Genomic DNA, 13619 nt, shown 5'->3' with positions numbered 1-13619 from the left:
CTGGCAGACTGGCTGCCCATGGACGTGGACATCTGGGCCTGGGTCGGCGAAACCCAGCAGCAGCTTTCCGAGGCGGGTAACGCCCCGTTCGCCATGGCGCTGGGCGACCTGCCTGCTCAGGCCTACGAGGGTCGATACCCGCAGCTCGACGTGATGGCCCCGGCCATCGCGCAGCAGGCGGAGAGCCTCGGCCTGCCGTGGCTCGAGTTCTACGCCCGTTACTGGCATCTGGTCGGCCGCATCGGCGACAGGGCCCAGGGCGCGGTCGCCATCGACGACGCCGAGGCGCTGCGGGCGTTCGCCCAGCGCGAAGACGTGCGTGACTGCCCGTCGGCTCCCGCGGCCGTGGAGGCGTACGCGATCACCCTCGCCAACGCCGACGGCCCCGGCTACGCCGACGAGCGCCTGGCCGCCCTCGGCCCGGCCATCGAGGCGGTCGAGCCGACCGACCCCGCCTACTCGGGCCTGATCACGCAGTACGTCGCGGCGCTGACCGACGCCGGCCGGGCCGACGAGGCCGTCGCCTACGCCGAGGCCGCCATCCAGCGCCTCGGCGCGGTCAGCCGCGAGGCCGGCTGGGAGCTCGGGGCCGAGAGCTCGCGCGCGCTGCTGGCCGCGGGCCGCGCCGACGACGCGCTGGCCGCCATCCAGTCCGCCGCCGACTTCAAGCCCGACGACCCGGTCGCCAAGCCCCACCGCGAGGGCGTGCGCCGTGCGCTGATCCTCGCCACGCTGGGGCGCACCACCGAGGCCGTCGACGCGCTGCCCGACCTCGACGTCGTCGGCAACCACCCGCGCGACTTCGTCGAGTGGGCGCAGGCCGTCGCCAAGCTGGCCGGCTCGGCGCAGATCACCAACACCTGGCAGCTCGGGCGCGTGCTCCGCCAGTGGATCGACTACTTCGGCATGATGGGCGGCTACCGCGCCCGCGTCGAGCTGGCCCTGGTGGCCGGCGACCTCGCCGTCGACAGGAAGGGCGTCTGGCAGGCCGAGCTGCTGGCCGACCTGGCCGAGCAGGCCTCGGCCGAGCTGCGCGCGGCCGAGGACGTGACCGAGCGGGTCGCCGCCCTGCGCGCCGCCGCCGCGGCCACCACGCCGCCCGAGGCCACGAGCCCGCTGGAGGAGCGCGTCGCCTACTTCGACGCCGCCGACGGCATCAACGCCAACCCCGAGGAGTGGGTCGGCTGGCTGGCCCCGCTGTCCGGCACCGACATCGAGGCCACTCGCCGGCACACCACCACGCTCGGCTTCCTGGGCTACCCCGCCACCGGCGCCGACATCTACTGGAAGATGCTCGTCGACACCGGCGGGACGGCCACCGCCGACCCGCAGGACGTCGACTTCCTGACCAACCTGCTCGTCGAGGCCCGCCAGGACGAGCGGCTGGAGCAGATGGCCGAGCTGCTGCCGGGCAAGCTCAAGCACCTCGCGCTCGCCAGGCTCCACATCGCCCGCGAGCGGTGGGAGCCGGCCGTCGCCGAGGCCGAGCAGGCGCTGGCCGCGGGTGCCGGCATCGAGGCGCGGCGCGCGCTGGCGGGCGCCAGCCAGCAGCTCGACCAGGACGCCAAGGGCGCCCAGGTGCTGCGCGAGGCTCTCGACACCGACGACATCACCGACGAGGACGTCTGGCGCATGATCGTCATGGCGACCTCGGCCGAAGACTGGGAGACCGTCCGCGTCGGCGCCAAGAAGATCGGCATGCCGGTCAAGTCGGCCGAGGGCCCGATCGAGGAGGAGCTGGGCCTGGTCAGGATCATCCTGCCGGCGCCCGACGGCGGCCAGCGCCAGGTGCTGTCCATCCGCACCGGTCCGGCCACCGCGCGGCTCGCCCTGCCGCAGCCGCGCGGCATGGAGTACAATGCGGGCGACCTGGTCGTCTTCGACCCGCAGCTGCTCGAGCCGGTTCCCGACGACCCGCAGGAGCAGCAGAACTTCGTGCCGCCGTTCGCGGCGGTCCGCATGCTCCGTCCCGGCGGCTACACCAGCTACTTCTTCGACGGCGCCGCGCCGAGCGAGGAGGACTGGGCCGAGTTCACCGAGGTCATGGCCGAGCGCGGCTGGCCGATGTGGGTCTACAGCGACGAGACCTACCAGGTCACCCACCCGACGACCGGCGAGCAGCTGCCCGGCGTGTTCGGCTGGGTCGCGGTGCCGCCCAACGTGTCGGCGGTCGAGGTCGACGCCCTGCTCGACGACGCCACCGAGCGGTGGGTCCACCCGCTGGCCTGGCTCGACCTGGCCAGGGAGGTCGACGTCGAGGTGGAGCGCCACGAGCGGATCGTGAAGGAGTACGGACTCTAGATGCTCGACAGGTTCAGCCTGCGCGGGAAGGTCGCGATCGTCACCGGTGCCTCCTCGGGGCTGGGCGTGGCCTTCGCGCGGGGGCTGGCCGAGGCGGGCGCCGACATCGTGATCGGTGCCCGTCGCAAGGACCGGCTGGAGGAGACGCGACGGCTGGTCGAGCAGACCGGGCGGCGGTGCGTGGCCGTACCGACCGACGTGACCGTCGTCGCCGACTGCGACGCGCTGGTCGAGGCCGCCATGTCCGCGTTCGGCGCCGTCGACGTCCTGGTCAACAACGCCGGCATCGGTACGGCGGTGCCCGCCACGCGGGAGACGCCCGAGCAGTTCCGCCAGGTCGTCGACATCAACCTGCACGGCACCTACTGGATGGCGCAGGCCTGTGGCCGGGTCATGCGTCCCGGCTCGTCGATCATCAATGTCGGCAGCGTCCTCGGCGAGACGACCGCGGGCCTGCCGCAGGCCGCCTACAGCGCCTCGAAGGCGGCGGTCGTCGGGCTGACCCGCGACCTGGCCCAGCAGTGGACGGGTCGCAAGGGCATCAGAGTCAACTGCCTGGAGCCCGGCTTCTTCCACTCGGAGATGACCGAGGCGTACCCGCCCGGCTACGTGGAGGCGATGCTGGAGGCACGCGTGCCGATGAAGCGGGTGGGCGAGGCCGCCGAGCTGGTCGCCGCGGCCGTCTTCCTGGCCAGCGACGCCGCCTCCTACGTCACCGGCGTGGTGCTGCCGGTCGACGGGGGTCTGCTCATCACCTGACCGCGCCGGTGCTGCCCGCCCAGCCCGGTCGGCCCCTGGGCCTGCTCAATTGACCATGCGCCGGGGCGGAGTGGTCAGGGGGCGGCTTGGAGCCGGACGTGCAGGTCGGTGGCGTCGGCGGGGGTCGGCTCGCCGTGCGGATCGGTGACCGCGGCCACGGTCAGGCCGGCGGCGGGGCAGGTTCAGGGCCTCCATGCGCTGGTGAAACGCGGTGGTGGCGATGCCTTGCTCGGCTGCCCGGTGCCGGAGGTGCTGCAGCATGTCCGCTGAGGAGTCGCGTCGGGGATCTCCCTGCGTTTGATACCTGGCTGACCAGATAGTCGAGGTCTTGACCGCTTTAATCCTAGAATTTTACGAATGAAGCGGATGTTGGCGGTTGTGCTGGCCTCGACGGCGATGGTGACGGGGTGCGGCACGTTGGCCGACGTCGACACCGAACCCCAGAAGGCCGCCTCGGGCGACGTCGCCCAGGCGCGCAAGGACCTCGACAAGCTCGAGGTCAAGGGACGGGCGCCGAAGACCGGATTCGAGCGGGAGAAGTTCGGTCCCGCGTGGGCGGACGTCGACCACAACGGGTGCGACACCCGCAACGACATCCTCAAGCGGGACCTGCGCGAGGAGACGTTCAAGCCGGGCACGCACGACTGCATCGTGCTGACGGGCGTCCTCGACGACCCCTACTCGGGCAAGAAGATCACGTTCAGGCGCGGCCAGGACACCAGCTCCGAGGTGCAGATCGACCACCTGATCCCGCTGTCGGACGCCTGGCAGAAGGGCGCGCAGCAGTGGTCGAAGGACAAGCGCAAGGAGTTCGCCAACGACCCGCTGAACCTGCTGGCCGTCGACGGTCCGCTCAACGGCCAGAAGAGCGACGCCGACGCGGCGACGTGGCTGCCGCCGCGCAAGGCCTACCGGTGCGCGTACATCGTCCGGCAGATCCAGGTCAAGACGAAGTACGCGCTGTGGGCGACCGCGGCGGAGAAGGCCGCGATGAAGGACATCCTGTCCGCCTGCTGACCGCCGGGCGGGGCCGGACCCGACTCGCCGGGCCGGCTGGGACCTGACGTGCCGGGAGGGGCCGGACCGTCATGCCGTCTCGGCGCTGAGGGCCTGCTTGGTCAGCCTCGCCTGCTGCCTGATCTGGCCCAGCACGACGGGGTTGACGCCCTTCGCCGCGAACCTGGACACCATGTCGTCCATCAGCCCGAACGCCCGATCGAGGTCGCCCCTGCGTGCCACGGCGCGGGCCAGGCGGCGCGTCACCATGTTGAGGGTGATGTTGTCGATCGTCGCCTCCCTGGTCACCGCGCCGAGCAACGCGATGCTCTCGGCCGTGTCGGGCGGGCGCACGTGCAGCTTCTTGTCCGCGCCGACGTCCTTGAACTCGCGTTCGGCGTTCAGGCCCTTGACCATCCGGGCGTAGACGGCCAGCGGGTGGTCGCCGTACCTGTCGATGACCTCCTCCAGCGCCTGGTTGCCCGAGCGCAGCGCGGGGGAGTCGGAGCCGAGCAGCGAGAACAGCTTGCCCTGCTCCTCGCCCAGCATCAGCTCGCCCACCTGGTGGTCGTCGGTCGTGACCGGATGCCGCACCCGCACCAGGCAGGCGGCCGAGACGATGCGCGAGCCGTCGGCGCCGATGTACTGCCCGCGCACCTGGTAGTCGCCGGGCTGCTGGAAGTAGTGCCCGTCGCGGCCATGGCCGATGTAGGCGCTGCGGTACATCGCCGGGTTGCCGGCGTCCAGCCGGATCTGAGGTGAGTCGTCCACGCAGTGGCGCATCATCGGGTGGTACAGGACCGTCCTGCCCGACGGCTGCGTGATGGATATCTGGGTGAACTCGGTGTCGGGATGCAGGTGGCCGTGCGTGGTGCGCGGCGCGTCCGTGGCCGACAGCTTGAGCTCGACGACGACCGGCTCGCCGAAGCCGAAGGACTCCTTCGCCCGCACCTCCAGCCGCAACCCCGAGCGGTCGGCCACCGGCTGCTCGAACGGGTCGATCTCGGCGGCGCCCGTGCCGAACGCGTTGGCGCCCATGGCCACGTCGCGGAAGAAGCCGTGGCGCAGGTGGATCAGCTCGGCGTCGGTGAACTGGAACGGGAAGGCCTGCCAGTAGGCGCGCTCGCCGCCGGGCACGTAGTTCTGCACGTAGTTCATCCACGACAGGTCGCCGAAGCCGCCGTGCGGGCCGAGCGGCTGGGGCGGGCGGGCCAGGTTCTTCTGCCAGGAGTGCAGCAGGTTGAAGGCATGGCCGAGCTCGTGCACGTAGGTGCGCAGCTGGGCGCGCTGCGCCTGCGGAGAGTCGCCCTTGATCGCGTCGTAGAAGACGGCCGCGCCCTGGCGCTGGCAGGCGTCGTTGGAGTCGAACATGATGCCGCGGAAGCCGCCGACGTGCCTGCTCGCCACCAGTAACCACACCCGCCAGGCGGCCTCGTCGCCGAACGAGGCGAACTGCCGGGTCATCGCGTTGTGCAGCTCGGCGTCGTCCCACGCCAGATCCTCGCCGGCGCCGTCCACGGGGATGACGCCCGGCTCGGCGACGCGCAGCTCCACGCCCGCCTCGGCGTACGCCTCCGCCACGGTCAGCACCCGCCGGCCCGAGGGGGTCGGCAGCGAGCCCGTGTCGTAGGACACGAACGGTACCGCCCCCGCCACCGAGTCCTGCTCCAGCAGCACGCTCCTGAAGTACGGCGAGACACGCTCGAGCGGGTAGGTCCTGCCCGCGACCGTCGCGGTGGCCGCCTCGGCGGTGACGGTGACCGTCACGTGCCGGTCGGGAGCGGTGAAGGTGAAGGCGCCCTGCCCCTCGATCCTGTCACCCTGCCGGGTGGTGGAGTGCACGACGAACGAGCCCTGGTAGGCGGTCGTCGCGCCGGTCGTGGTGAACAGGTCACCGCTGAGCCGTCCCGTCGGTCGCGCTCCGTCGACGTCGACCCTCAGGTCGAGCTGGGACTCGCGGTCGTGGCCGCGATACAGGCCGCTGATGGGGGGCATACGAGGAACATTCCCCCGCCCGGTGCGGCTGTCAATGGGCGCCGCGCACCCGCAGGCCCGCCAGCAGCTCCTCGGAGGCCTTGGTGACGGCCTCGACGGCGGCCTCGAAGGCAGCGGCGTTGTGGGCGGCGGGCGCGCGGAAGCCGGAGATCTTCCTGACGTACTGCAGCGCGGCGGCGCGCACGTCCTCCTCGGTGACGTCCTCCGTGTACGGCGGGCGCAGCGTCTTGATGCTTCTACACATGACTCGCACGCTACCTTCCCCGACCGACGTTCTCGGGGCCGGATCGTGAGCACGGCCCGCTAGTATCTCGCCGCGTGAGAAAGGGACTGTTAATCGCGGCAGTGGGCGCGGCGCTCGTCGCCCTGATCGTCGTCGCCACCGGCTTCTCCCGTGTCAGCACCGAACCCGACGAGGTCGTGCTCCACTACGCGGGCGGCACCTTCGAGGCGATCAAGTTCGAGCGCTGCATCAACCCCTCCAGCGGCGCCACCTGGCTCGGCCCTGGTGACACCGACTACCACTACCCCTTCGGCCAGCGGACCTTCGACTTCTCCGGATCGGACGAGGCGGAGTCCGGCGGGATCAGCATCGTGTCGAAGGACAACGTCGAGATGAAGGTCTCGGGCTCGGCGACCTTCACGCTCAACACCGACTGCAAGGTCCTCCAGCAGTTCCACGAGAAGATCGGCCGCAAGTTCGGCGCCTACTTCGACGACGGGGAGTCGCGCGGCTGGACCAAGATGCTCAACTTCTACTTCAAGCAGCCGCTCGACCGGGCGATGGACGCCGCCTCGCAGGAGTTCGAGTGGAAGAAGCTGTTCAACGACCCCACGGTCAAGCAGCAGTGGGAGCAGCGGGTCGGCCAGCTGGCCCGGCAGTTCATCAAGGAGACCGCGGGCGCGGAGTACTTCTGCCAGCCCAACTACGCGGGTGCCGGCGACTGCGGTGACGTGGTGCTGACCATCCAGAAGCCGCAGCCGCCGGACACCCTCATCAACGCCCTGGCCGCCGAGCAGGCCGCCAAGCAGCAGAACCTGGCCCAGCAGCAGATCAACGCCAAGGTGAAGACCGAGCTGGAGTCGATCCAGGACCTGGTCAGGGTGCTCGGGCCGAACGGCGCGATCCTGTGGAAGGCCATCCAGGACGGCAAGGTCGACGTGGTGCCCGTGCCGCAGAACGGCACGATCAACATCACGCCGAAGCGCTGAGGAGGGACCTCACCAGCCGTTGGAGGAGCCCAGCTCGCGGCCGAAGTCGAGGGCGATCTTCCGCATGCCCTCGGCCAGCTCGTCGCGGTCGAGGGCATCGATGCGCTCGGCGGGGCCCGAGACCGACATGGCGGCCACCACGCGGGCCCCGTCGTTCACCGGCACCGCCAGGCAGTGCACGCCGAGCTCCTCCTCCCCGAGGTCCATGGCGTAGCCCCGGTCCCTGACCGTGGCGAGCTCGGCGCGCATCGCCCCGGCGTCGGTGATGGTGTTCGCCGTGCGCCTGGGCATGCCGGTCCGCTCGAAGACGGCCATGGCCTCGCCGTCCGGGCGGTCGGCCAGCAGCACCTTGCCCACGGCCGTGCTGTGCGGCAGCACCCGCCTGCCCACTTCGGCGAACATGCGCAGCCGGCGCGGGGAGGGGACCTGCGCGACGTAGACGATGAAGTCGCCCTCCAGGACGGCGAGGTTGGCGGTCTCGCCCGACAGCTCGACCATCTTGGTCAGGTACGGCTGCGCCCACACCCCCACCATGCGCTCGGCCACCCCGCCCAGCCGTACCAGCGCGCCGCCCAGCGCGTACCTGCGGTCCGACTCCTGCCGCACGTACCCGCGGACCAGCAGCGTCTGCAGCAACCGGTGGATCGTCCCGTACGGCAGGCCGGTGCGGGCGGCGATCTCCGACAGGCCCGCTTCGCCGCCGTGCGCGGCCAGCGCCTCCAGGACGTCCAGCGCCCGGTCGACCGACTGCACGCTCACGCGCGCCTCCCCGCGGGAGCGCCGAGGACCGAGGGCGACACGCCGCGAAGGGAGGCGTCCAGCACCTCGGCCGTGTGCGCCACCCTGATCTGCTCGCCGCGCCGCCGCATCGCCGCCGCGATCTGCATCGTGCAGCCCGGGTTGGCCGACACCAGCAGCTCGGCTCCCGTCGAGCGCACCCGGGCCGCCTTCCTGTCGCCGAGGTCGCGCGCCGCCGCGGGCTGGAAGATGTTGTAGGTCCCCGCCGACCCGCAGCACAGGTCCGACTCGGGGATCTCCCGCAGCGACAGTTCGGGGATGCCGCGCAGCAGTTCCCGCGGCTGCCTCCTGATCCCCTGGGCGTGCGCCAGGTGGCAGGCGTCGTGGTAGGCCACGGTCACCGGCAGCGGATGCCGCTCGGCCACCGGCCCGAGCTCGGCCAGCCATTCGGCCAGGTCGACCGTCCTGATCGCGCGTGCCCTGGCGGCCCACTCCGGCCGGTCGCCGAGCAGTTCCGCGTACTCCTTCATCGACGAGCCGCAGCCCGCCGCGTTCACCACCACCGTGTCCACCCCGGCCCGCTCGAACATCCTGATCGTCCGCCTGGCGAAGCGCCTGGCCTGGTCCGGGCGCCCGGAGTGCACGCTCAGCGCCCCGCAGCACCCCTGGCGCGGCGGGATCACCACGTCGCACCCCTCCAGCGCCAGCACCCGCGCGGTGGCCGCGTTGACCTGGGGGAAGAACTCGCCCTGCACGCACCCGGTCAGCATCCCGACCACCGCCCTGCGCGGCCCGGTGGCCGTGACGCGGCGCGGCAGCCGCTGCCGCCTGACCGGCGGCGGCGTGAGGGCGACCATCGCGCCCAGGCTCGGATGCGCCCTGTCCAGCAGCGGCTGCAGCCGCCTGGCGAGGCCGAGCGTCGGCCGCAGCGCGCGCAGCCTGCGGGGGTAGGGGAACAGGCCGAACACCAGCCCGCGCACCGCCCGCTCCTGCGGGTCGCGCACGTGCTCGCGCTCCACCACGGCGCGGGTCCGCTCGATCAGCCTGTCGTACTGGACGCCGGAGGGGCACGCGGTCACGCACGCCATGCAGCCCAGGCAGGCGTCGAAGTGGCCCGCCATGGCCGGGGTGAGGGCGGTGCCCTCGACGTGCTGGCCCATCAGGTGGATCCGGCCGCGGGGCGAGTCCATCTCCTCGCCCCACAGCACGTAGGTCGGGCACGTCGGCAGGCAGAACCCGCAGTGCACGCAGTCCTTGATCAGCTCGGGGTCCATCCGCTCAGATCCCTCCCACGAACCTGCCGGGAGACATCCTGCGCCCGGGATCGAAACGTTCCTTCACGCGGCGCATCAGCGGCAGCGCGCTGATCTCACCCCACCGGTCCAGGTCCTGGCCCTGGTACGGCGGCGCGGCCAGCACCGTGACCCTGCCGCCGCACGTCCCCAGCCGCTCCCGCAGCGCCGCCACGGCCGCGGCCAGCCGCTCGCCGCCACCGAGCCACAGGGCCCCCGAGGCCAGCGAGCCGCGGGCCGTCGCGCCGAGACCGAGCGTCGCGCTCAGCACCTCGTCGGCGCGCGAGGCCGGGAAACGCACCTCCAGCAGCACCTCGTCGTCGGGCAGCGCGCCCCACCACGACGGGGCGCGGTCCTCGACCACGGCCGTGCCGCCGGAGGTCGCGCCGTCGACCAGGGCCGCGACGGCCCGCGCGCGGGGCTCGGCCGCGGTGCCCTCCACCAGGACCGCCAGCTCGGCCGCCGCCTCGTCGCCTGCCCGGTCGACCTCGATGGCCGCCGGCTCGGCCTGGGCGGCGGCCAGGGCCCGCAGGAGATCGGCGCCCTGTCCGGCCCGCGGGGCGGGGAAGCGGACCCAGCGCCGCTCGGCGGCGACCGGGTGGAGCCGGAAGGTCGCCTCGGCGATCACGCCGAGCGTGCCGTAGGAGCCGGTGAAGAGCTTGCCGAGGTCGTAGCCGGCGACGTTCTTTACCACCTTGCCGCCCGAGTGGGCGACGGTGCCGTCGGCCAGCACGACGGTGATGCCGATGAGCAGGTCGCGGGCGGTGCCGTACCGGAAGGCGCGGGGCCCGGCCGTCGCGGTGGCGAGGGTGCCGCCCACGGTGGCGCCCGCCACCGGGACGTCGAGCGCCAGCTCCTGACCCCGCGCGGCGAGGACGTCGGCGAGCGCGTCCATGGTGACGCCCGCCTGCGCCTTCGCCACCAGGTCGCCGGAGGCGTGCTCGACCACCCGGTTGAGGCAGCAGGTGTCGAGCAGTACGTCGCACCGCTCGGGCGGCGGCCCCCAGTGCAGCTTGGAGCCCCCGCCGACGGGCACGACCGCGAGGTCGTCCGCGGCGGCCGCCTTCAGGACGGCGGCGACCTCCTCGGTCGTCTCGGGCAGCGCGACCCAGCGCGGGCGTACGCCCGCCACCTCGTCGCCGCGGTCCGCCTGCCTGACGGTGACCCCGCTCGGCATCACCACTGCTCCGCCTTTCCCGACTCGACCAGCGGGTGCACGCCCTTGCGCACGCCCGGCACCTCCCCGCACAGGCGCGGCGTGGGGAACACCTTGCCCGGGTTCGACAGCCCGCGCGGGTCGAAGGCGCACCTGACCAGCTGCATGGTGTCGAGATCCTCCGGCGAGAACATCCGCGGCATGTACCTGGCCTTGTCGACGCCGACGCCGTGCTCGCCGGTGATCGAGCCGCCGTGCTCGATGCACAGGTCGAGGATCCGGCCCGAGACGATCTCGGCCCGCTCTCCCGCCCCGGGCTCGGCGTCGTCGAACAGCACCAGCGGGTGCAGGTTGCCATCTCCGGCGTGGAAGACGTTGGCGACCTTGATGCCGTGCTCGCGGGAGAGCCTGTCGATGCCGGCCAGCACCTCGGGCAGCGCCGTGCGCGGCACCACCCCGTCCTGCACGATGTAGGCGGGGCTGATGCGCCCGACGGCGGCGAACGCCGACCTGCGGCCCTTCCAGATGGCCGCCCGCTCCTCGGGCCCCGCGGCCACCCGCAGCTCGAAGGCGCCCGAACAGATCTTCTCCAGCTGCTCGAACTGCCTGTCGACCTCCACCTGCGGCCCGTCCAGCTCCACGATCAGCACCGCGCCCGCGCCCTCCGGGTAGCGGCAGGCCACGGCGGCCTCGGCGGCGGCGATGGCCAGCGCGTCCATCATCTCGATCGCGGCCGGCACGATGCCCGCCGCGATGATCGCCGAGACCGCCTCCCCGCCGCGCTCGATGCCGTCGAAGGCGGCCAGCACCGTGGTCACGGTCTCGGGGGCGCGGCTGAGCCGTACGGTGACCTTGGTCGTGATCCCCAGCGTGCCCTCCGAGCCGATGAACGCGCCGAGCAGGTCGTAGCCGGGGTCGCGGCGGTCCAGCACCACGATGTCGCCGTCGGGCGTGACGATCTCGCAGGCCTCGACGTGGTTGACGGTGAAGCCGTACTTCAGGCAGTGCGCGCCGCCGGAGTTCTCCGCCACGTTGCCGCCGATCGAGCAGATCTGCTGGCTGGAGGGGTCGGGCGCGTAGTAGTAGCCCTGGTCGCGGACCGCCTCCGTGATCGCCAGGTTCGTCACGCCCGGCTCCACGACCGCCCGGCGGTTGGGCAGGTCGATCTCGAGGACGGCGCGCATCCTCGAGGTGACGATCAGCACGCCGTCGGTGCGGGGGAGCGCGCCGCCGGACAGGCCGGTGCCCGAGCCGCGCGCCACGAACGGCACGCCGTGCTCGTTGCACAGCCTGACCACCGCCGCGATCTGCTCGGCGCTCTCCGGCAGGACGACGACGCCGGGCATGGCCCGGTGATAGGTGAGGCCGTCGCACTCGTAGGTGCGCAGCCGCACCGGGTCGGTGATCACCGAGTCCGCGGGCAGCAGCGCGCGCAGGTCCTCGGTGAGCGCGGTCGAGATCATGGTCACCTCCCCGGGACCGGTCGCCGACGCCGGCCCCGGTGCAGAAAGCTACGGCATGCGGGCATAAGCGGGGAGAGTGAGGAACTCGGCGAAGTCGTCGTCGAGCGCGACCTCCTTGAACAGCGCCTCCGCCTGGCCGTACAGGTGCTCGTCGTAGCCGGGCTCGGCGGCGATCCTGGCGAGCTCCTCCGCGATGATCCGCTCGACCAGCTCCTTGGTCACCGGCTGCCCGGTGTCGGCGAGCGTGATGCCGTTGTGGATCCACTGCCAGATCTGCGAGCGGGAGATCTCCGCGGTGGCGGCGTCCTCCATGAGGTTGTGGATCGCGACCGCGCCGAGCCCGCCCATCCAGGCGGCCAGGTAGCGCAGGGCGACGTCGACGTTGTTGCGCAGGCCGTTCTCGGTGATGTCGCCGGGAGTGGCGGAGACGTTGAGCAGGTCGGCGGCCGAGACCTCGACGTCCTCGCGCAGCCTGTCGAGCTGGTTGGGGCGGTCGCCGAGCACCGCGGTGAAGACCTCGCGGCAGATCGGCACCAGGTCGGGGTGGGCCACCCACGAGCCGTCGAAGCCGTCGCCGGACTCCCGTGTCTTGTCGGCCCTGACCTTGTCCAGCGCCACGGCGTTGACCTCGGGATCCCTGCGGCTGGGGATGAAGGCCGCCATGCCGCCGATGGCGTGGGCGCCGCGCTTGTGGCAGGTGCGCACGAGCAGTTCGGTGTAGGCGCGCATGAACGGGGCGGTCATCGTCACGGCGTTGCGCTCGGGCAGCAGGAACTCCCGGCCCCTGGTGCGGAACTTCTTGATGACGCTGAACAGGTAGTCCCAGCGTCCGGCGTTGAGTCCGGCGGAGTGGTCGCGCAGCTCGTAGAGGATCTCCTCCATCTCGAAGGCCGCCGGATAGGTCTCGATCAGGACGGTCGCCCTGATGGTGCCGTTGTCCAGGCCGAGGGCGCGCTGGGCGTGCACGAAGACGTCGTTCCAGAGGCGGGCCTCCAGGTGTGACTCCATCTTCGGCAGGTAGAAGTACGGCCCCTTGCCCTTGGCCAGTTGCCTGGAGGCGCAGTGGAAGAAGTACAGGCCGAAGTCGAACAGCGAGGCCGAGACCTGCTGACCGTCGACCAGGGCGTGCTTCTCGTCGAGGTGCCAGCCGCGCGGCCGCACGACGATCGTGGCCAGCTCCGCGTCGGGCTTGAGGGCGTAGCTCTTGCCGCCGGTCTCGAAGTCGATCGTGCGGTCGAGCGCGTCGCGCAGGTTGAGCTGCCCGCTGACGCAGTTGTCCCAGAGCGGGGAGTTGGCGTCCTCGAAGTCGGCCAGCCACACCTTGGCGCCGGAGTTGAGGGCGTTGATGGTCATCTTGCGGTCGACCGGCCCGGTGATCTCGACCCTGCGGTCCTCCAGGCCGGGGGCGGGCGGCGCGACCCGCCACTCGCCCTCCCTGACCTGCTTGGTCTCGGGCAGGAAGTCGAGCGTGCCGCCGGCCGCCAGCTCGGCCTGCCTGGCCTGCCGCGCCTCGAGGAGCTCCAGGCGCCTCGCGTCGAACCTCCGGTGGAGCTCCGCCACGAAGGCCAGCGCCTCCGGCGTGAGGATCTCCTCGAACCGGTCGTGCATGGGGCCGGTGATCTCCATAGGAGCCTCTTTCCGCATTGTGGAAAATAAGTTCTGGATTATGGAAGTGACGCTACTTCACAGGGTTGGTCCGGGACAAGG

At 71.9% G+C, this 13619-nt stretch carries 11 protein-coding genes; 4 read left to right on the top strand and 7 right to left on the bottom strand.

Features of this window, described 5'->3' with window-relative positions; genetic code table 11:
* Positions 1-18: 18 nt before the first annotated feature.
* The 3 genes from ACWDLG_RS06845 (at position 19) to ACWDLG_RS06835 (ending at position 4077) form a co-directional block, all read left to right on the top strand.
* Positions 19-2301, top strand: coding sequence for a tetratricopeptide repeat protein (locus ACWDLG_RS06845; protein ID WP_449916784.1), 2283 nt, complete (start codon positions 19-21; stop codon positions 2299-2301).
* Positions 2302-3060: an SDR family NAD(P)-dependent oxidoreductase gene (locus ACWDLG_RS06840; RefSeq protein WP_449916782.1), complete on the top strand. Its 759-nt coding sequence runs from the start codon at positions 2302-2304 to the stop codon at positions 3058-3060.
* A gap of 357 nt (positions 3061-3417) precedes the next feature.
* A complete protein-coding gene (locus ACWDLG_RS06835; protein ID WP_449916781.1) occupies positions 3418-4077 on the top strand; it encodes an HNH endonuclease family protein in 660 nt (219 codons plus the stop codon).
* A 69-nt stretch (positions 4078-4146) separates the two neighbouring features.
* Here ACWDLG_RS06835 and ACWDLG_RS06830 read toward each other — a convergent pair whose 3' ends face one another.
* Complete coding sequence (locus tag ACWDLG_RS06830) at positions 4147-6051, bottom strand: hypothetical protein (RefSeq protein WP_449916778.1); 1905 nt, start codon at positions 6049-6051, stop codon at positions 4147-4149.
* A 31-nt stretch (positions 6052-6082) separates the two neighbouring features.
* On the bottom strand, positions 6083-6295 hold the full coding sequence (locus ACWDLG_RS06825) for a DUF2277 family protein (protein WP_449916775.1): 213 nt from the start codon (positions 6293-6295) through the stop codon (positions 6083-6085).
* Positions 6296-6369: 74 nt separating this feature from the next.
* On the opposite strand from ACWDLG_RS06825, the gene ACWDLG_RS06820 reads away from it, so the two are divergent.
* Positions 6370-7263 (top strand): SPFH domain-containing protein, encoded by an 894-nt coding sequence (locus ACWDLG_RS06820; RefSeq protein ID WP_354906621.1) that lies wholly within the window; start codon positions 6370-6372, stop codon positions 7261-7263.
* 9 nt (positions 7264-7272) lie between these two features.
* Here the strand turns inward: ACWDLG_RS06820 and ACWDLG_RS06815 are convergent, their stop codons facing one another.
* From ACWDLG_RS06815 to aceB, 5 genes are read right to left on the bottom strand one after another with little or no spacing between them, the layout of a single operon-like run.
* A complete protein-coding gene (locus ACWDLG_RS06815; protein WP_449917567.1) occupies positions 7273-8016 on the bottom strand; it encodes an IclR family transcriptional regulator in 744 nt (247 codons plus the stop codon).
* Positions 8017-8018: 2 nt separating this feature from the next.
* Positions 8019-9275 carry a (Fe-S)-binding protein gene (locus ACWDLG_RS06810; protein ID WP_449916773.1) on the bottom strand — a complete coding sequence of 419 codons (1257 nt, stop codon included), beginning with the start codon at positions 9273-9275 and terminating at the stop codon, positions 8019-8021.
* Between the two features lie 4 nt (positions 9276-9279).
* The gene (locus ACWDLG_RS06805) at positions 9280-10470 is read right to left on the bottom strand and encodes an FAD-binding oxidoreductase (protein ID WP_449916770.1); all 1191 of its coding nucleotides are present in this window, start codon (positions 10468-10470) and stop codon (positions 9280-9282) included.
* Positions 10470-11912 carry an FAD-binding oxidoreductase gene (locus tag ACWDLG_RS06800; RefSeq protein WP_449916767.1) on the bottom strand — a complete coding sequence of 481 codons (1443 nt, stop codon included), beginning with the start codon at positions 11910-11912 and terminating at the stop codon, positions 10470-10472. The genes ACWDLG_RS06805 and ACWDLG_RS06800 overlap by 1 nt, the downstream gene beginning before the upstream one ends.
* Positions 11913-11960: 48 nt before the next feature.
* Positions 11961-13538, bottom strand: a complete 1578-nt coding sequence (gene aceB, locus ACWDLG_RS06795; RefSeq protein WP_449916766.1) for a malate synthase A — start codon at positions 13536-13538, stop codon at positions 11961-11963.
* Positions 13539-13619: the final 81 nt, after the last annotated feature.

The sequence above is a fragment of the Nonomuraea sp. NPDC003727 genome (genome assembly GCF_053586935.1).
This window is presented reverse-complemented; position numbering and strand designations above follow the sequence as displayed.